Annotated in this window: 16 protein-coding genes; 8 read left to right on the top strand and 8 right to left on the bottom strand. The window is 41.8% G+C overall.

All coding sequences use genetic code 11. The annotated features are described in order from the left end of the window. Window positions 1-4 precede the first annotated feature (4 nt). From mfd to HUZ36_RS00365, 3 genes are read left to right on the top strand one after another with little or no spacing between them, the layout of a single operon-like run. Window positions 5-3,478 (top strand): transcription-repair coupling factor, encoded by a 3,474-nt coding sequence (mfd, locus tag HUZ36_RS00375; protein ID WP_128729664.1) that lies wholly within the window; start codon window positions 5-7, stop codon window positions 3,476-3,478. After that, window positions 3,475-4,299, top strand: coding sequence for a CsiV family protein (locus tag HUZ36_RS00370; RefSeq protein ID WP_176031713.1), 825 nt, complete (start codon window positions 3,475-3,477; stop codon window positions 4,297-4,299). Before mfd ends, HUZ36_RS00370 begins: the two co-directional genes overlap by 4 nt. A gap of 12 nt (window positions 4,300-4,311) precedes the next feature. Next, window positions 4,312-4,560: a DUF3862 domain-containing protein gene (locus HUZ36_RS00365; RefSeq protein ID WP_176031712.1), complete on the top strand. Its 249-nt coding sequence runs from the start codon at window positions 4,312-4,314 to the stop codon at window positions 4,558-4,560. Between the two features lie 67 nt (window positions 4,561-4,627). Here the strand turns inward: HUZ36_RS00365 and HUZ36_RS00360 are convergent, their stop codons facing one another. The 7 genes from HUZ36_RS00360 to seqA form a co-directional block, all read right to left on the bottom strand. After that, window positions 4,628-7,576 (bottom strand): TonB-dependent receptor domain-containing protein, encoded by a 2,949-nt coding sequence (locus HUZ36_RS00360; protein WP_176031711.1) that lies wholly within the window; start codon window positions 7,574-7,576, stop codon window positions 4,628-4,630. 862 nt (window positions 7,577-8,438) lie between these two features. Then, window positions 8,439-10,010, bottom strand: a complete 1,572-nt coding sequence (locus tag HUZ36_RS00355; RefSeq protein WP_176031710.1) for a dihydrolipoyllysine-residue acetyltransferase — start codon at window positions 10,008-10,010, stop codon at window positions 8,439-8,441. 9 nt (window positions 10,011-10,019) lie between these two features. Continuing rightward, window positions 10,020-10,997 (bottom strand): transketolase C-terminal domain-containing protein, encoded by a 978-nt coding sequence (locus HUZ36_RS00350; RefSeq protein ID WP_176031709.1) that lies wholly within the window; start codon window positions 10,995-10,997, stop codon window positions 10,020-10,022. Then, the gene (locus HUZ36_RS00345) at window positions 10,997-12,214 is read right to left on the bottom strand and encodes a thiamine pyrophosphate-dependent dehydrogenase E1 component subunit alpha (RefSeq protein ID WP_125251408.1); all 1,218 of its coding nucleotides are present in this window, start codon (window positions 12,212-12,214) and stop codon (window positions 10,997-10,999) included. Before HUZ36_RS00345 ends, HUZ36_RS00350 begins: the two co-directional genes overlap by 1 nt. 351 nt (window positions 12,215-12,565) lie before the next feature. Further along, the gene (astE, locus tag HUZ36_RS00340) at window positions 12,566-13,600 is read right to left on the bottom strand and encodes a succinylglutamate desuccinylase (RefSeq protein ID WP_176031708.1); all 1,035 of its coding nucleotides are present in this window, start codon (window positions 13,598-13,600) and stop codon (window positions 12,566-12,568) included. A gap of 82 nt (window positions 13,601-13,682) precedes the next feature. After that, window positions 13,683-15,320 carry a phosphoglucomutase (alpha-D-glucose-1,6-bisphosphate-dependent) gene (pgm, locus tag HUZ36_RS00335; RefSeq protein WP_147389691.1) on the bottom strand — a complete coding sequence of 546 codons (1,638 nt, stop codon included), beginning with the start codon at window positions 15,318-15,320 and terminating at the stop codon, window positions 13,683-13,685. 13 nt (window positions 15,321-15,333) lie between these two features. Continuing rightward, window positions 15,334-15,882 carry a replication initiation negative regulator SeqA gene (seqA, locus tag HUZ36_RS00330; RefSeq protein WP_147389689.1) on the bottom strand — a complete coding sequence of 183 codons (549 nt, stop codon included), beginning with the start codon at window positions 15,880-15,882 and terminating at the stop codon, window positions 15,334-15,336. Window positions 15,883-16,018: 136 nt separating this feature from the next. Here seqA and HUZ36_RS00325 point away from each other — a divergent pair, with 136 nt between their 5' ends. The 5 genes from HUZ36_RS00325 (at window position 16,019) to fur (ending at window position 18,463) form a co-directional block, all read left to right on the top strand. Beyond that, window positions 16,019-16,786, top strand: coding sequence for an alpha/beta fold hydrolase (locus HUZ36_RS00325; RefSeq protein WP_176031707.1), 768 nt, complete (start codon window positions 16,019-16,021; stop codon window positions 16,784-16,786). Between the two features lie 86 nt (window positions 16,787-16,872). Then, entirely contained in the window at window positions 16,873-17,094 is a 222-nt protein-coding gene (locus tag HUZ36_RS00320) for a DUF2788 domain-containing protein (RefSeq protein WP_010372701.1), read from the top strand. Next, complete coding sequence (gene ybfE, locus HUZ36_RS00315) at window positions 17,094-17,372, top strand: LexA regulated protein (protein WP_010372698.1); 279 nt, start codon at window positions 17,094-17,096, stop codon at window positions 17,370-17,372. Before HUZ36_RS00320 ends, ybfE begins: the two co-directional genes overlap by 1 nt. A gap of 14 nt (window positions 17,373-17,386) precedes the next feature. Then, window positions 17,387-17,914: a flavodoxin FldA gene (gene fldA / locus HUZ36_RS00310; RefSeq protein WP_125251413.1), complete on the top strand. Its 528-nt coding sequence runs from the start codon at window positions 17,387-17,389 to the stop codon at window positions 17,912-17,914. 102 nt (window positions 17,915-18,016) lie between these two features. After that, window positions 18,017-18,463: a ferric iron uptake transcriptional regulator gene (gene fur / locus HUZ36_RS00305; protein ID WP_125251414.1), complete on the top strand. Its 447-nt coding sequence runs from the start codon at window positions 18,017-18,019 to the stop codon at window positions 18,461-18,463. Between the two features lie 253 nt (window positions 18,464-18,716). On the opposite strand, the gene HUZ36_RS00300 is transcribed toward fur, so the two are convergent. After that, complete coding sequence (locus HUZ36_RS00300) at window positions 18,717-20,546, bottom strand: protein kinase domain-containing protein (RefSeq protein ID WP_128729687.1); 1,830 nt, start codon at window positions 20,544-20,546, stop codon at window positions 18,717-18,719. Between the last annotated feature and the right edge of the window lie 23 nt (window positions 20,547-20,569).

Raw genomic sequence — 20,569 nt, 5'->3', positions numbered from 1 at the left:
GTCAATGGCGAACGTGCAGTGGAATAATTTACCATGGGTAAAGTCTAATAAGGACAAAATCACTTGGGGTAACCTAGTTGGTAGTAGCCTGTCACTCTGTTTAAGTGAAAGCATTCAAAAACACGATAACCTCGTGGTGCTCATTACTCCTGATACTCCTTCTGCACTTCGTCTTGAGCATGAGCTGGCGTACCTGTTAAACGACACGCCAGTGATGATGTTTCCAGACTGGGAAACTCTGCCCTATGACCACTTTTCACCGCATCAAGATATCATCTCGCAGCGCCTAGCAACACTAAACACGTTAAAGCATGAGAAGCAGTCAGTGCTGATCATTCCTGTGTCAACACTTATGCTGCGCACAGCGCCACCGAGCTTTATTCATGGTATGAGCTTGCAGGTTAAAAAGGGAGATACCGTTGATGCCCAAAGTCTCCGTGAGACGCTTACACAAGCAGGTTACCGACACGTTCAACAAGTTATGGAGCATGGCGAGTTTGCAGTACGCGGCTCGATTATAGATTTGTACCCTATGGGTAGCCCTCTTCCTTTTCGATTAGACTTTTTTGATGACGAGCTTGACTCAATCAGGCATTTTGACATTGAAAGTCAGCGTTCAAATGACGAAATTGAAGCGATAGATCTGTTGCCAGCTCACGAGTTTCCAACCAATGCCGAAGATATTGAGCGATTTAGGATCAGCTATCGTGAAGCTTTTGGTGCAAGCAGTGAAAAAGACAGTATTTATATGCAGGTTAGCAAGGGCAACTGGCCTGCTGGTATAGAATACTACTTGCCGCTGTTTTTTGATTCACTCGCTACTATATTTGATTATTTACCTAACGACGCCGTCATTATGCCATTTGGGGATATTGAGTCTGCGGCTCACACATTTTGGCAAGATGTATCAAAACGTTATGAAAACCGAAAAGTAGATCCGCTTCGTCCACTGTTGGCACCTGCCAAGCTATACCAACCGATAGAAACACTCTTTGAAGGCATAAATCGATTTCCGAGAATAAAGCTAAGTCAAGCAAAACTCGGGACAAAGGCTGGCCATCATAACATCAATGCAGAGTTGATAGATGATGTCCGTATTGAGCACAAGCAGAGTAATCCATATCAAAAAGTGCTTGATTACATCACTCAACAAAAGAAACAAAAATCCAGAGTGCTATTTAGCGTGGAGTCTGAAGGACGACGAGAGTCGTTATTAACTCTACTCAAGCCCACAGGCCTAAAACTAACTCCCTTCAAGCGGATCGGGGATTTTATAGCCTGTGATGCTGATGTTGGCATTATCGTCACCCCACTGGCGACCAGTGTCAGAGTGCAAGAGACTCGCTCCCTTTCTATTATCACCGAGCAAGAGCTGCTTGGTGTAAAAATTTCACAAAAACGCCGCCGAAAGCATAAATATGAACAAGGTCAAGATGCACTGATCCGAAACCTAGCTGAATTAAAAGCAGGCCAGCCGATTGTACATCTAGACCACGGTGTCGGTCGCTACTTAGGGCTAGAAACAATAGATGCCGCCGGTGTTGCTACTGAATTTGTAACAATCACCTATGCCAATGAAGCAAAATTGTACGTGCCAGTGTCATCACTGCACATGCTCAGTCGCTACTCTGGTGGTGAAGAGGCCTCAGCACCACTGCACAAACTTGGCAATGACGCGTGGGAAAAGGCAAAGCGTAAAGCGGCTGAAAAAGTGAGAGACGTGGCTGCTGAACTTCTGGATATTTACGCAAAACGTCAAAGTAAACCCGGTTATGCTTTCAAGGTTGATGCAAACGCCTACCGAGATTTTTCCGACAGCTTTCCATTCGAAGAAACCGACGACCAACGCAACGCCATCACCGCGGTATTGGCTGATATGCAGTCAAGTCTTGCAATGGACAGGCTCGTGTGTGGTGATGTTGGCTTTGGTAAAACGGAAGTTGCGATGCGCGCTGCATTTGTTGCGGTTAATGACAGCAAGCAAGTCGCGGTTTTAGTCCCTACCACTTTGCTTGCTCAGCAACATTTTGAGAACTTCAAAGATAGATTTGCAGATTTACCTGTTGAAGTGGGCGTATTATCCCGATTTAACTCAGCAAAAGAGCAAAAAGAGACTCTGCAAAAGCTCGAAGAAGGCAAAATTGACATTGTTATTGGCACGCATAAGCTTATTCAAGAAAATATAAAATTCGCTGATTTAGGCTTATTGATTGTCGATGAAGAGCACCGTTTTGGGGTCAGGCAAAAAGAAAAAATCAAACAACTCAGAGCCGATGTTGATATTCTAACGCTCACAGCAACCCCTATTCCACGTACATTGAATATGGCCATGAGTGGCATGCGAGATTTATCAATCATTGCTACGCCACCGGCAAAGCGGTTAGCGGTGAAAACCTTTGTCCGCGAACGAAATGACGAGTTGATCCGCGAGGCAATATTACGCGAAATCAAGCGCGGTGGCCAAGTGTACTTTTTACACAACAATGTAGAGACTATCGATAAAATAAGTGCTGACATTTCAGCCCTAGTTCCCGAAGCGAATGTAACAACGGCACACGGGCAAATGCGTGAAAAAGAACTAGAACACCTGATGGGAGAGTTTTATCATCAAAAGTACAATGTCCTTGTCTGTACCACCATCATTGAAACTGGCATAGATATACCATCAGCTAATACTATCATTATGGATAGAGCTGATAGGCTTGGTTTAGCGCAGCTTCACCAGCTACGTGGGCGAGTTGGCCGAAGCCATCATCAAGCCTATGCCTACCTACTAACAAAAAATGCTCAAGCGTTGACCAAAGACGCAGTTAAACGTTTGCAAGCGATAGAGCAGTTAGAGGATCTTGGCGCTGGCTTTGCCCTCGCTACCCACGATTTAGAGATCCGTGGTGCAGGTGAGCTATTGGGTGATGATCAAAGTGGTCAGATCCAAACCGTTGGATTTACACTTTACATGGAAATGTTAGAACAAGCCGTTGAAGCCCTCAAAAACGGTAAAGAGCCAACTCTTGATAACTTACTTCAACAACAAAGTGAGGTTGACCTTAAGTTCCCAGCCCTACTTCCTAATGACTATATTCATGATGTTAATATTCGTTTAAGCATGTATAAGCGGATCGCCAGTGCTAAATCTCTACAAGAATTAGATGAGCTGCAAATAGAGCTAATAGACCGATTTGGCTTACTGCCGGATGCAGCGAAAAATTTATTTGCTGTACAATCTGTTAAGCTAAAAGCAACTCAACTTGGCATCAACAAAGTTGAAGCAAACCCTAAAGGTGGTTTCTTCGAGTTTAGTAGTCATACAAAAGTTAACCCAACATTCATCATTGGCTTGATACAAAGTAGCCCGTCAACCTATAGGATGGAAGGTGCAAATAAACTGAAGTTTATGATTGAAGAAAAGAATGGTCAAGAAAGGTTAAAGCTAATAAAAGCCATGATAGATGACTTTGAGAAAAAGGCGGTAGCATGAAAATAATAAAAAGCATAAGCCTATTGGCAGCGCTAGCTAGCAGCCAGTATGCTCATGCTGTACGCTGGTTTGAGGTTGAAATAATCGCGTTTGAGCAAGCATCAGCCAACGCACTGAAAGAGGACTTTAGTATTGAACTTACGCCTCTGCCACGCAAAAATATTAAACCGCTATTGCTTGAAGGGTTTAATAACACCGGTCATCAATTATGCTTACAAGGCAGCGAGCAATTTATAGAACCGAACTTGATAAAGGCCCTTACACAGGGCAACTACTCTACTATCTGTAACCCTGATGTAGACTATGTTGCAAAGTTTGACGAGTTACCTCTTACACCCCGTGTTGAACCACAAGAGCATATGAATGCTATCTATTTGCTCGACAAAACTCAGCTAAATTTTACAAATAAGATTAATGAGCTGAAACGCAAAGGGTTAAACCCCATATTACATACAGGGTGGCGCTTTCCAGAACAAAGCAAACGACGCGCACCAAATATTGAAATCATCGCGGGTAAGCAACATAAGCCACCGTTGAGCTATACTGTTACACAAAGCGGCGATAGCTTTTCCGCCCTTACTCGCCCTTTCGATGTTGAAGCGCATAATCCTCAAGCGCATTTTCAACTAGAAGGGCAAATCAAGATCCATGTAAGGCATTACCTTTACGTGACAACAAACTTAGATTTACGATACGAAGAAGGTCAAGATACTCGTACCGCAAGAATGTCTCAATATACTCGCGTGTATAGTGGAGATATACATTACTTAGACCACCCAAAACTTGGTGTGATCTTCCAGATAAGAAAATATAAACATTAGATGGGCAGCATAATGAAAAAAATAGTACTTGCATCGATATTACTCGGCCTTACAGGCTGTTCTAAAGTAACCCTTGAAAACTACAATAAACTAGAAGTTGGTATGGACAAAACTGAACTAGAGCAAATTCTCGGTTCAGCAGATAACTGTGAAGAAAAAACACTTCATACTAACTGTATTTGGGGAAGTGACGATAAACATATCAAAGTTACACTGCTTTCAGATAAAGTAACGCTGTATTCAAAAAAAGGGATTGAGTAAAGGTAACCCCTTTTCAGTGAAAAAATAAGGCCACATTAAAGTGGCCTTTTTTCGTTAATGCTTCAACTTAGAAATTGTAAGTTAAGTTAACAAATGCTCTTCTGCCCCACGGGTCATAAATTGCTGAGTCCACCCCAGCGCCACCGACATATTCAGGTAGAAGTTTATCAAAAATGTTACGCACACCTAGCTCAACGGAAAGATCGTCTGTTGCTAAGTAACGAGCTGATAAATCATGATATACCGTGCTTGGTGCATACGGGTAAGCAGCATCTTCAGGCGTATCGCCTTCTTTTTTACCATCCACCGTATACGTTTCTTTCAAGTCAATGATAGCAGATCTATCGATAAAGCGGCTGCTCCAAGTCACTGATAAATCATCGAGACTATATGTTGCTCTGAAGGTTGCTTGCCACGATGGATCACCTAGCTCTCCATCCTGACGATCTGGCTTATCAGGGTTATTTTGGAACGCGTAAGTATCATACTCAAACACATGGTTTACAAATAGGTTAAACTTAGTTTCACCCGGAAGCGAGAAATCAGCAAGGTCAAGATTATAGCTAAAGTCAGCCTCTACGCCCGATAAAACGCGTTTTGCGGTATTCTGGTAACCAGACTCAACAAACGTAACAGAGTTGTTGTTTGGATTTCGTGTAATTTGCGAGCAGTAAATAGGGTCAAGTGCTGGACCATCAACACAGTTATTCACGACTGCTTGAGGTTTAATTGACTGAATCGCATCTTCAATTTCAATATCATAGTAATCGATACTAAATGAAAAGTCTTCAAACGCTGTTGCAACAAACCCGACTGTAAATGAAGTAGATTCTTCCGTTGTCAAGTTTGGATTTCCACCAAGGATTACCCGTTTACTGGCATTATCTTGACCGACATGATCCGCAGGTATTCCAAGTGCCGCACAGTTTGCTGCACGATTCGGGTTATTTCCCAGTCTTGATTTATCACATGGATCCCAAACACGAGCAAAATCAGGGCTACGAGGTGAGAATGCTTCGGTTACGTTTGGTGCTCGTACCGCTTCACTGTAGGTACCACGAAGACTATACCCTTCAATAGGTGACCACATAAAGCCAACCTTCCACGCATCAACTTCACCTGCATGCGAGTAGTCTGCTCGTCTAAACGCACCGTCAATACTTAAATCATGTGCTAAGAAAGCATCTGATAGAATTGGTAGGTTTACTTCTACAAACCACTCTGACACATCATATTCACCATATGTATCTGGTGTAGCAACCTCATTCAATGCACCTGATTTGGTTAATTCGTCGGTAACTGAACCAGATGATTCCCATCGTTTTTCATAGCCAAGTGCCATTCCCATCGCACCACCAGGCAACTCAAACCACTCAGCACTATCAAATGACAATGAACCACCAAAGTATCTTTGTTTGATTGTATCTTGGCGAGTTACGTTAGCACTCACCCAAGCTTTCGCCTCATCAGAAACTTGATCATAACCAAATGGGTTATACGGTACACAGTTTTTCACATCAACGGTTGCAGGGCTTGAATAGTCGTCACCTTGCATAGATGGTACATTTGCGCGGCAGTCTGCTTGACCAGTCTTGGGGTTGATCACTGCATCTAATGCCGCAACCCAATTACCTATAATTAGATCATTAGCTTGAATTCGGTCATTTTCCGTACGCCCATAAGAGTAATAGACATCATAGTCAAACAGGGTATCACTGATGGTAAAATCACCTTTAACACCTGAAACAAGTCTAAATGTTTCGCGTTTATTTCTAGCTTCTCGGTTACCGATCTCGTCGAAAAACTTATTTATACTTATTTCTTCTAGGTTAACCTTATCATTTTGCGCCGCTTTAGCCTTGAAGAAGTCTAGTGTTTCTTGCGATACAAAAGGGTTTTCTAATAAGTTAACGGTATCACCATCACCAAAACGATACGCTGGCTGAGCCTGCTGAGTAATATCAGAGCGCACGTATTTTACATCTGAGTAAAACTTAACGTTGTCATTGATTTCGTAGTTAAAGAACGACCCTACTGTGACCTTGTCACGCTCTGGAAGGAAGTTTTCATATCTTGATGTTGAAAAACATAGCTCACAGCCATCAGGAAAACTACCAAAAGCTTGCGAATTAGACAAATCTCTCGTAGGCATTAATTGACCGTTGCCTGCGTTATCAAAAGTGTAATTCGTTCTATTATAATCTAAAACCGCAGTCTGACTGATCCACTCTGATAGGACATTTGGTGCCCACACCTTATCAGGAATACCATCATCTTCTCCAGTATCTGCTGGATTATCAGCAATGCTACTTTCAGTATAATGGCGCATATCACGCTCCATTACTTCAGCAACAGAATCCTTAGTAATATATACTGTAGCGTTACCTCTACCGTCTGCTGTAGATGCGCCGCCCACTAAGCTAAATGTCTTGTTTTTATTACCAATACCGTGCAGTGAGTCACTATAGCCAACTTTTAGTTCAAGCCCTTCAAAGTCATCTCTGGTAATAATGTTTACTACACCAGATACCGCATCAGAACCGTAAATCGCAGAAGCACCACCTGTGATAACCTCAACACGTTTAATCATTGATGTTGGGATTGTAGATAAATCAACTACGGCCGAGCCTTGCTGACCTGCAACGTGACGCTTACCATTTACAAGTACCAGTGTTCTATCTGTACCTAAACGGCGTAAGTCGATTGTACTTGAACCCGCATTTTCACTGCTACCAGTGTTAGCTCTTAACGTACCTGTCGCACCAATTGCTGGTAGCTCTGAAAGCACCTGTGCTAAATCAGGTATACCAGCTTGTTCGATTTGCTCACCTGTTAAAGTAATAGTAGGTGAAGGCTGAGTAAGCTCATACCGCGCAATACGCGAACCTGTGATCTGAATTCTTTCAAGCTCCTTGGCTTCGTTATCATTCTGCTCGGCTAATGCCGTTCCAGACAACGTTGCCGCAGCAAGAAAAGACATTTGAATTGAGCTAAGAATTTTATTTTTAGCAAACATCGAATTTCCCTTTGTTGATATTAATTATTATTTTAAATAATGTTTTTGCGATGTTTAGACTTGGTAACAACCAAACTAACCCTTTCTTTTTACCTGTTTTGAAAACAAAATAAAAGCACACTTTCTCACACTTTGTGTCATATACGCTCACTTCCGTAAACTTATCAAAACAAATTAACCAAAATGGGAGCTATTTCTAATGACATGAAATAAATGGATATTTTTAAAAACACCACAGAGCCTGTAGTAAAAATGTAAAAATTAACAAACTGTCAAATTTGTAGAGCTAGCTATAGAAGTGCTTAATTATGAATGATAATTTTGGCTGATTAAGACATAGCCAGACCTTAAACCTATTCGGTAAAATCTAAACAAGTTGAAATATGGATTAAACTCTATTTTATGAGATATAGAAATTGTTTTATTTTTAGAAACAATCTACTTCACACTGTTCTCGATAAAAAGTTTCCAATGGATCACTAAAAATTTTCTACTGCAAATTTTTCACTCGAACTAAACCGCTAGTAAACGATTGAGTAACGGGCTGAGATATATAATCGCGCTCGGGGTGACTCTATCTGATATAATTCATGAGTATTGAAACTGCACAGGCTGCGAGCCAACTTCAGACTAACTTAGCGCCGAAGAAGGCAGTTATAACTGACAGAAACATCGATACTGCGGGCGCTTATGGAGGTTAATATCCGCTTGTTTTTATAGCTTATCTTTTATGACGTGAGAATTACTTACCGGTATATGATGACAGTTTATACTTTCTAGAGCTACAAATGATCAACCGATAGCCAATAAAAAAGGGTCATAATGACCCTTTGCAACAAGTAGAAACTAGCAAAAACAAAGATCAGCGCATTGCCATCATCATTTTAGCTGGCTCCTCTAGGAAGGACTTCCACAAATTATTGAATCGCGCAATTGTACCACCATCAATAATACGGTGGTCACCAGACCAACTTACCTGCATAATTGAACGTGCAACCACATTCCCTTTGGCATCAAAGCGCGGTAGCTGCTGAACCTTACCAAGTGCAACAATAGCAACTTCAGGTTTATTAATAATAGGTGTAGCGACCGTACCACCAATTGCGCCTATGTTAGAGATAGAGATAGTACCGCCTTTAAGTGAATCAGGAGATACTCGCCCTTCCCTAGCCGCCTCAGTCAACTCAGTAACTGATTGGGCGACGTCCACAATAGACTTGTTTTGGCATGATTTAATATTCGGCACCAATAAACCCAGTTTACTATCTACAGCCATACCAATATTGTGGTCATCGAAGTAAGTTACTTCGGTGCAATCATCATTTACTTTTGCATTTAAGATAGGGAACTCGTTGATTGCAAGTGATAACGCCTTGATAAAAAATGGCATCATCGTCAGCTTGATACCTTGTTTAGCATATTGCTCTTTTAAGGTTCCACGCAGTGCAATTAAATCCGTCAGATCAATCTCATCACAATATGTAAAGTGCGGGATAGTCGATACCGAAGCCACCATCTGTTTTGCCATTGCGGCTTTCATACCGCGCAGAGGTTCAACTCTTGTTCCACCTTCTGAGGTAGACAGCGGCTTTGGCGTTTCAACTGGTGCTGCTTTACTTGACTCAGATTTGGCCGTATCAAGATTAACGCCGTGCTCAAGGAAATGCTCGATGTCCTCTTTGTATACACGACCGTTTTTACCAGAACCGGGCACTTCACACAGGTCAACGCCTACTTCACGTGCCTTTCGGCGCACTGCTGGCGAAGCAATCGCTTTACCATTTTTTGGAAGACTTCGCGTCGCATAACCAGTTACCGTCGCAGATTGCTCTTTGCTTTCTTTGGGCTTGTGGATGTCCGCCACTGGATCATCTGATTTTCCAGCATGTGATGATGCCAACCTCATCTGAAATAATGGGCTATGTACCTGTGCAATCTCACCTTTTTGGTAATGTAACTTTTCCACAATACCGTCGTATTTTGCAGGGATTTGCACCAGTGCTTTGTCCGTCATCACGTCGCAAACGGCTTGGTCTTCTTTGATTTCATCGCCCTCGGCGACAAGCCATTCAACAATCTCGCACTCAACGATTCCCTCACCAATATCTGGTAGAATAAAATCCTCTAATACTGAGTTTGTTGAAGTGCCTGATGAAGACTGAGGTGCCGACTGCTCCGCTGGTGATGTTTGCTCGCCAGCAACGTCCATTGCAAACAAAGGTTCGTGCACTTTCGCAATTTCGCCTTTTTCGTAATGTAGCTTTGTGATCACACCATCATGTACCGCTGGGATCTGCACTAGTGCCTTGTCAGTCATGACATCGCAAATTGGTTGATCTTCTTTTACCTCGTCACCAACAGCCACTAACCATTCAACGATTTCGCACTCTACAATGCCTTCACCAATATCGGGTAAGATAAATTCTTTAGCCATAACTTATCCTTAAAACTCCATAGAACGTTTAATAGCAGCAAACACTTTAAGTGCATCTGGCACATATTCTTTTTCCAGTGCTAAAGGATATGGCGTATCTAATCCACAAACCCGCTCAATTGGCGACTCTAAATGTAAAAAACACTCTTTTTGAATGGTAGCCGCGATTTCTGCACCAAAACCATTAGTAATTGGCGCTTCGTGGCTCACAACTAAACGGCCGGTTTTGATTACTGATTTTGCTACCGTCTCAACATCCCAAGGAAGAATGCTTCTTAAGTCGATTATTTCACAGCTAATACCTGCCTCTGCTGCTTTTTGCGCTGCTTGTTCGATGATCTCCATTTGCGCACCCCAAGCAAGAAGCGTAATATCCGATCCTTCCTCTATGACTTCCGCCTTGCCAAGCTCAATGCTGTAATCTTCTTCTGGTACTTCACCAACAGACGCTCGATACAAGCGCTTCGGCTCAAAGAAAATAACCGGGTTATCGTCTTTAATCGCAGCACGTAGTAAGCCTTTAGCTTGGTAAGGGTTACGAGGCACGACAATCTTAAGACCAGGTGTATGGGCAAAATAAGCTTCTGGTGATTGTGAGTGATATAAGCCACCTGCAATTCCGCCACCGTATGGCGTGCGAACCGTTAGGTTACCTACATTGAACTCATTACCCGAGCGGTAACGGAATTTTGCAGACTCGTTTACTATCTGATCAAACGCAGGAAAGATATAATCAGCAAACTGGATCTCAGCAAGTGCAGGAGCACCAAATGCCGCTAGGCCATTGGCAAAGCCCAAAATACCTTGTTCGGTCAACGGCGTATTAAAAACACGGTGCTTACCATACTTTTCTTGTAGACCAGAAGTTGCACGAAATACACCGCCAAAGTAGCCAACATCTTCACCAAAAATACAAGCCTGTAGGTGCTCTGCCATGGTGATATCTAACGCCGAATTAATGGCGTGTAACATGTTCATTTTAGCCATTATTTTATTCTCCCTGCGGTAACTGGATATGCGTCAGGATAGGTTTTAATATGTGCCTTCAATTCTTCATATTGTTTTTGTAATGATGGAATTGGGGTGTCATAGACATCAGAAACCAAATCTTCTAGCGCAGGTTTTTGTACTTTTTCTGCTACCTTTAACGCTGCTAGAATATCTTCGCGGATCTTTTCTTTTTCGAGATCATCCTGCGCTTCATCCAGCCAGTCTTGCTTTAGGAGCCATTGCTTAAACCGATTTACCGGACAGCTGTTTTTAAACTCAGCTTCTTCATCTTTTGTACGATAACCAGAAGGATCATCAGAAGTAGAATGAGCACCCAAACGATATGCGATAGATTCGATCATCACAGGCTCACCATTTTCTACAGCAATTTTACGCGCGGCTTGTGTCGCAGCATATACTGCAAGAGCGTCAGCACCATCTACTCGAATCGTTTTAATTCCATATCCAACACCACGAGCAGCGATACCGTCGCCTTTAAATTGTTCATCCGCTGGTGTGGAGATAGCATAGCCGTTGTTGCGAGCATAAAAAATGACGGGTGAGCCATGCACAGCCGCCATATTTAGACCTGCGTGAAAATCACCTTCAGACGCGGCTCCTTCGCCAAAGTAGCAAATAGTAACGTTTTCTATTTCAGACGTTAACTCCCCGGTCTCTTTATCAATATGCTTCAGCTTTTGGCCATAAGCATAACCGGTAGCCTGCGGGATCTGGGTACCTAAAGGCGATGAGATTGTCAAATAATGCAATGCCTTGGATCCGTAGTGCACAGGCATTTGACGACCTTTACCTAAATCTTTCTCATTGGAGAATAGCTGATTCATGAACTCTTCTAATGAAAAACCACGATAATGGATTGCGGCTTGTTCACGGTATTGAGCCATGATCATGTCATCTTCTTTTAGCGCTGCGGCACTTGCCGTAACGGCTGCTTCTTCGCCAAGACACTGCATATAGAAGCTAATACGCCCTTGACGCTGAGCACCTTGCATACGCTCGTCAAGTAAACGAATAAAACGCATTGTGGAATATATTCTTAATGCCGTTTCTTTATCAATTTCTGGTGCTGTTGCACCGTCTAAAACATCGCCTTGGTCACTTAAAATCTTTAATGTAGGGATATTGAGTGCATGACCATCTATAAATTCCAGCGCATGGCTGATATTTAAGGATATATTATTGGGGTTAGTCATAACCTACCTTCTCTTGTTGTCATAACAAACTTACTGAGCTCAACCCCTGCCCCCTCACATACAACCAGAGTACAGCTGATGTAAGACGAAAAGAGCCATAACTCACCTCGCATTTATGATTGTGTTAATTGGTCTTAATGACTTTTGTGGTTAGCGTGAGTAACTGGTCTAACAACTTATCAAAGACTGAATAATATTTGCGATTTAAGTAAGTAAATTAAATTAAAGCTATTCAACTTTACGTTAACGTAAACGGTTATTCAACTAATCCTAGATGAATAACCGCCAAAATACATCAATGTTTTTGGAAAGATTTCGATACGATGGAAGGCTTATTTTTACATTATTGATTTATATAAAGTTTTCATCCACTTCTAATGGTACTACCGTTAATAATGCACGTTGACCCAGTGCAACATTGGCATTAGGGAAGATAATTGCCTCACCGTCGACCTCTGCAAAGTATTGTTGATCTCCGTCAGTAGCCAATAGTTCGCCTTTCGCAAATCCAGTAAAATTCACCGCAGAATCAGAGAATGGGAAAGAAAATTCAGGCTGTGTCCGATTGATAGTACGGTGTACCATAAATAACTCAAACTCATCTGCATTAAATTCTTTATATTCTACATTTTTTTGGCTAATTAATGCTTTTAGCGTTTCTTTGGTTTTTGCAAAGCTCGCCATATTATTTTCACCAAATGGTTTTACCTGCCCAAGTTCGATGGTAAATGCGTCGGCCCCAAACTGGTAAGAAGAAAAGTAACTAAATGTCGTTGCCGCCGAGCGCATCATTAACACGGTGTTGACACCGCATGACAATAAAAATTGCAGCTGTGATTTCTTCCACGGCTTACCATGTAAGAAGGGGTATACTGCAAACTTTTCGTTTTTCGAACCCCGAATAGCAGTATGAAGATCGTAATGACATCGGTAGCGCTCGCTTCCACCTTTTTCAAAGAAGGCTCGAACGTATCCCTCTAGTTTTTGCGCTCTAACCTTTTCGGGGTTATCTATTTCTTGATTATGTGCGCCGTTAAATAAGCGGTTTAAATTCTCATCGACAAAGCGCTGGCCAATGTTTATGGATTTCGGGTTACCGAAAATAAACAGCACACGCTGCGCTAACGTCAGCTTACCAGTGATAATATGTTGGATAAGCTCGTCACATATCTCTATCGGTGCTGTTTCGTTTCCGTGCACAGCGCTAGACAGTACGATGTCTTTTGTCGTTTCACCCACTGGAGTAAACTGGATCACACCGGTATCGAGCACTTCAACTAAGGTGCCATTGTTTAATGTGAAACTGACAGGTTCTAGAGTAAATTCGTTATTTCTTGTGAGTGTAAGAAAGTCACCGTTTTGTTTTAATTCTGCTAAGTACGTCATAATTCCAAATTGATCTTGTTGAGTAGCCCTTACTGGGATACAAAAAAGCCATACAAAATGTATGGCTTTAGAAGTTTTATTATTAACTAATTACCGAATCCACAAGCGCTTTTGCCGCTTGCTCCAACTCAGCAAGGTGTGAATCACCTTTAAATGATTCAAGATAAATCTTGTAAATATCTTCAGTGCCCGATGGCCGCGCCGCAAACCAGCCGTTTTCGGTGACGACTTTTAGACCACCAATCGCAGCACCATTACCAGGTGCATTAGTTAACACCTGAGTAATCTTATCACCTGCTAACGTATCTGCTTTGATGTTATCTGCGCTCAATCCCTTTAACTTTGCTTTTTGCTCACTGCTCGCTGGTGCATCAATGCGCTTATACACCGGCGCGCCAAATGCTTGCTCAAATGCCAAATAATGCTCAGATGGTGATTTTCCGGTTACGGCTAAAATTTCCGCCGCGAGTAACCCCATGATAAAGCCATCTTTGTCTGTACACCAAGTAGTACCATCTTTTCTCAGAAAAGCAGCGCCTGCACTCTCTTCACCACCAAACGCTAGTTCCCCTGTTGCAAGCCCACTTACAAACCACTTAAACCCAACAGGCACTTCGTAAACTTCACGACCATTTGCACCACACACTTTGTCAATCATGGCGCTAGATACCAAAGTTTTGCCAATTTTTATCGAGCTATTCCAAGTTCTGTGCTTGATCAGATAATCAATTGCCACCGCTAAAAAGTGGTTTGGGTTCATCAGACCATCTGGCGTGACAATACCATGCCTGTCGAAGTCTGGATCGTTACCAATACCAATATCATAGTCATCTTTTAACGCTATCAAATTGGCCATCGCATAGGGTGATGAGCAGTCCATACGCACTTTGCCGTCTTTATCAAGAGGCATAAATGCGAAACTGGGGTCAACTACATTATTTACTACGCTAAGATTCAACCCGTAGTGCTTAGCAATCACCGGCCAAAAATTAATGCCTGAGCCGCCAAGTGGATCTACACCTATATTGACTCCTGCCTTGGCTATCGCCTCCATATCAATAATATTGCCTAAGTCCGCAACATAGGGGGTGATCAAATCTTCATATTTTATAAACCCTGAACGCTTGGCCTTTGCAAACGGAAATAACTCTACTTCAACCAGGTCTTCTTGTAATAATTGATTTGCTCTATCTTCAATCCACTTTGTGACATCGGTGTCTGCTGGGCCACCATTCGGTGGATTGTACTTAAAGCCTCCATCTTCTGGCGGATTATGTGATGGCGTCACGACAATACCATCAGCAAGCTCATGAGGGTGTGTTAAGTTGTGCGATACAATTGCATGGCTGATAACAGGAGTCGGGGTATAATCATCATTTTCTTGCGTGATCACCTGCACTTCATTTGCCACTAACACTTCGATAGCCGAATTAAAAGCAGCTTCCGATAAAGCATGTGTGTCTTTACCTAAAAACAGTGGGCCAAAGATATTGTTATTTTTACGGAAGTCACAAATAGCTTGAGTCACGGCTAGAATGTGTGACTCATTAAATTTGAAATGAAGTGAACAACCTCGGTGGCCACTGGTGCCAAAAGCAACACAATGCTCCGGATGTATTTCTAAATCAGGTTCATTCAAATAGTATGAAGAAACCAGCTTAGGAATATTAACTAACTGCTCTTGCGTTACCTTCTTACCTGCTTGCGGATGGATCGCCATAAGATTTCCTTACTTATAGGTAGTCTCTGATTTTTTCGGCAGCTTCATCTGTGTAACCTAACACCTTAGCTACTTCATGAAGCATCATTTTCTTTCTCGTTGTATTCGAGTTTGTCATTACCCAGTATTCACTATCAACAATATTTTTTGGATTCATACTGCTGCCGCTTTCAAGCAAAGCCTCTTTACTGGTTGCAAAATAAATCCGATCTCGACCTTTAATTTCGAGCACGTTGTTAAACTCAGATTTGTGGGTGCGATGTAGCGCTGAAAGTATAAATAAAAAGCGCCCTACAACTCCCTTTTGCATCGCTAATTCTTCTTTATTTAGAATATTAAAGACATTTGCAGCTGGTTTTGCAGGCTGGCTTTGCACTTTTGGTTGAGCCTCTTTTTCTGCTGTTTGAGCCTGCTCTTCTTCCTGCTGTAAGTTGGGTTTGGATTCTGTCCCAGAATTAAGTTTTAATAAACGACGTAAGATTTGCGAAGCACTTTCTCCAATACTTTGAGTATTACTTGCAATGTATTGATATAGCTCGTCATCTATTTCTATCTTTTTCATGCGTTTCCTGTCATCTATGCTAATTAGGAGCAACTCATTTCAATTGTCACGTAGTATATCCAAATTTAGCTTATTACTCTATGGCTTTGCATTTTTCCTCTTCAATGTCACAATTACCCGCAAATTTGGAGGAAGCATGCTGGTAAACTACCAACAAACTGGTGACGCAACAAACCCTGCCGTTATCATTATACATGGGCTGTTTGGGTCCCTTGAAAATTTAAACGTCGTCGCAAGAGCACTCGCATCGAATTTTAATGTGATCAATGTCGATTTGCGAAATCATGGCCGGTCATTTCACGATGCTGATATGTCCTATCCTGTGATGGCCAATGACATCAAAATACTGCTTGACGAGTTAAAGCTAGACAAAGTCCACCTCGTTGGTCACTCTATGGGGGGAAAAGTCGCCATGCAGTTTGCACAGTTATTTGCTGAGCAAGTTGATAAATTGGTTGTTTTAGACATCGCCCCTGTAGCTTATCACTCTCGACATGATGCAATTATTGCCGCATTAAATGAAGTACAACAACGCCAAGTATCTAGCCGCAGCGAAGCAGATGGCATTATGTCTACCTATATAGACACCCCAGGCGTACGTCAGTTCTTGCTCAAAAGCTTAGCTAAAAATGAAGCTGGACAGCTTGCATGGCGCTTTAATTTAGATGTAATTACCGAAAAGTACGACACAATAACAGACAACATTAATGAATCTCATTCTTGTTTGTGCGATACTTTGTTTATCAAAGGGAATAATTCAGATTATATCCTTCCAGAACATAAAGATAGCATCGCGCGTCTCTTTCCTAACGCCCGAGCAAAAATAATACAAGGTGCAGGCCACTGGCTACATGCAGAAAAACCAGATGCGGTAAATCGTTCAATTATTGATTTTATTCAATAAAACAAATCGATTTGCCGTTATAAACTTAATTTATGCATGTAGATTGTGATATAGTAGCCGCCGTTTAAATATTGAGTAGAGCTCAGATGGTCAGTCAATTTATAAATGAATTTGAAACGCTAGGGCTATGGTTTGCGCTAGCAGGTATATTCTTTTTCATCGGTATGGCAATTCAAGACGTACTGAAAAAAGGCGATGTACCAAAGTTCGGACGTTATATTGTATGGCTCGTACTGTTTCTAGGCTGTTCAGGTTTTATCGCTAAAGGTCTGATCCAAGTATTTTGGCAAGGCGCAGGTGTGGGATAATGGCCAAAGCGGAGACAGATAGAACGACCATTGACTTATTTGAAAATGAAAAACGTCCCGGGCGTCCGAAGACAAACCCGCTTCCTCGAGAAGTGCAGTTAAAGGTTAACAAGCGCAATCAAATAAAAAGAGATCGTGCTCGTGGTCTAAAAAGAGTAGAATTTAAGGTTTCATCAGAGTTATATCAAGCGCTAAGTGATATGGCTGAGTCGCAAAACATTAGTCGAAGTGCACTCATAGAGACCATCTTACAAGAAAAGTTAGCGGTTAATAGATAGAAGGTAAGCAATTAATGGCAAGCGTAGGTATTTTTTTCGGCAGCGATACTGGTAACACTGAACACGTTGCTAAAATGATTCAAAAAGAGCTGGGCAAAAAACTGGTAGACGTAAAGGACATTGCAAAGAGCAGTAAAGAGGAAATTGCTGAATTTGATTTACTCCTTTTTGGGATCCCGACTTGGTACTACGGTGAAGCACAGTGTGATTGGGATGACTTTTTCCCTGAGTTAGAAGAAATTGATTTTGAAGGTAAGCTAGTCGCTATCTTCGGTTGTGGTGATCAGGAAGATTATGCCGAGTACTTCCTTGATGCAATGGGTATGATCAACGACATCGTTTCCGAGCGTGGCGCTATTGTGATTGGCCATTGGTCAACTGACGGCTACGATTTTGAAGCATCTAAAGCTGTTGTAGAAGACGGTAAATTTGTTGGCCTTGGTATTGATGAAGATCGTCAGCCTGAGTTGACAGAGCAGCGTGTTAAACAATGGTGTGCGCAAGTATACGATGAAATGTGCCTAAGCGAGTTGGAAGATTAATCCATTTGCTTTGCACTTGTTGCCCTAGCAAGTTATTCTTAGGTTTAGCGTCGTGAATATTGACCTAAGACAAATTATAACCAACAGATTGAGACAGATTTAATGACTGATCACAACTTAGAGCTTAAAAAGGCTGGTTTAAAAGTAACACTGCCACGTATCAAGATTTTAGAAATCCTTCAATCTCCTGATAATCAACATATCAGTGCAGAGGATGTATATAAAATCCTTTTAGATAAAGGTGAAGAAATTGGACTCGCTACAGTATATCGAGTATTAAACCAATTTGATGATGCTGGGATTGTCACACGCCACCACTTTGAAGGCGGTAAATCTGTATTCGAACTTTCTGGTAGCACACACCATGACCATTTGGTATGTTTAAAATGCGGCAAAGTTGTTGAGTTTGAAGATGACGTCATCGAAACAAGACAAGAAGAAATTGCCAGCGATAATGGTATTAAACTTACCAACCACTCACTTTATTTATATGGTGAATGTGAAGATAAAGAAGCTTGTAAGAAATACGCAGAAGAAAATGGTAATTAACCAAATCTTTTGCCTCTTTAAGCAATAGGCCAGCGTTAAGCTGGCTTTTTTGTATTCAAAATTGATTTTCTTGTGTAGAGGAAATTAATACCAATTATCTTAATTGAGTGGTCTATATTGAGGCGAGAAAACCTTGTCGATAACTCCGCTAACGCGACCTGTTAGCGTCAGATTTACTCCTTCAAATTGAGCAAGTATTAAGTCTAATTGGTATAACGTGTAGCATCAGTTCGTTTAACTATACCAATTAGTATCACACGCTTGATGACATAAATGCTTTTGGGTTTTTTGGAAAAAAGCTATCAGGTTGGCGCTCGCATAAGTCAAACTCACGTGTGTTCTTGTAAGGAAGCTTCATAAAGCCCGCTACACCATAATCTTGAATGCTAACAGCGTACTGCATGATCCGAGTCAATAACGATTTAAACTGTGCTTCTTTATTGGCGTCAAGTAGTCGGTAGTAATAGTGAATTTTCATCCTATCTTGTAAAGATTCAAAAATGATGCAACCAGTATGGTGAATTTGATTGAGTTCGAACACACATTGGATGATCTGTTTTGGAAGCTGAAGCTGCTCATCAGGGTCTTTACCGTCTTCAAAATAGGAGTGTGGCCGTGTAATTTCATTACTTGATATGTCACTGACACTATATTCGAGCTCAGGAAGTTGTTCAAATTGAAAAGCACTAGTGCCGTCACGAGTCAATTGAATAGTTTGACGCGCGTCGAACAAGCAGCATTTAAACAAACCTTTTTGTTTTATCCCCTGTGCAATCATTACGGCGGCGTTCAACGCGTCTTTAAATGCCAGATTCAATGTTTCATCGTGTAAAATCAGGCTTGACTCGACAAATACTTGAGTATCTTTCCAGTGAAAACTCAAGCCACCTACTACAGGATATTTTGCCAAACGGCTGATAGACGCCAAAAACGCTTTCTCGGTGTCGCCGGTATCAAATAAAAACTCTTTATAGTATCTGTCGAGCTGCGCATCATTTACATCTCTTAGATTGTGCTTATCGTCAGCACGGCGTAAAAACTGCTTTCGGGAGCTATATACTACCGTTTCTGGCTTTACTTCAGTCTCATGTGTCCAAAATGGGATGCGAGATTTTTTTTCTGAAAGGATTAACTCTGGCAGATACATTTTCGCCATTGCAGGCATGTTACGCACAAAGTAATCCCCTGCACTGTCTCTCGTTGCTTTGTCTTTGCTAAGCATGCCATCCAGCACTTGGGCAAATACCTTGGGAAGCCCCAGAGCGCTGGCTGGGAGTACCTTTGCGCCAAACCGACATGATTGTGCACTTGCCAGCGCATAAATTGTTGATGCTACTCCTTGCTCATCAAAGCGTGGCGAAGACTGCGCCCCTGACATTTGCTCATCACCAATAAAATAAACATCTCCCATCCTAGCATTGGTTGTGCTCACATCAGATGACATCAAGTCCATAATATTACTCGCGATAGGCTCACCGAAAATATCGACTTGCGCATAAACCGAGCTACCCCAATCAACTAAGGAGAAATTATCTGTCGCCTCATCCCAGACAATATTAGATGGTTTTATATCTCCGTGTACAATAGGCTGAGGAGACATGCCATTGCGGCGCTCACGTAGGTCAACCAATACGTTTCTCAGTTTCAAAGCAAGACTTACTAATTCATGCGCTTGAAAGCGGCCTTTCCTGAGCGAGATTTTCTCTAAATCTTCTCCTGGCGCACGCTCCATCATTAAAATACCTTGCTTTTTTGCTCGCTCAAACGCATAAAACTTAGGGATCATTGGATTGTCAAGTTGCGACAACATGTAACCTTCGTCTTCAAGCCTATCGCGAACACTTTGGGCAAGTGTGATCCGAGAAAATTTAAACACCCACTCCTTGCCAATATCACTTGTACCTGCGAATACAAAACCAAATGCACCAGATCCAATCACCTCAACGTTTTTATAGCCAAGTAGACTCAGTTGCTTTTTACAAATATTAAGCCACTGACGGTGTTTTTTTGCGTCAATATGAGACAGTAGATAAATAGACTGTTGCTCATTGATATAAAAGTGCTGGATGGATTTTTCAGACATAATATCGGATAACGAAAAGGCTA

Source organism: Pseudoalteromonas sp. McH1-7, from assembly GCF_013366255.1.
GTDB classification, from domain to species: Bacteria; Pseudomonadota; Gammaproteobacteria; order Enterobacterales; family Alteromonadaceae; genus Pseudoalteromonas; species Pseudoalteromonas peptidolytica.
This window is presented reverse-complemented; position numbering and strand designations above follow the sequence as displayed.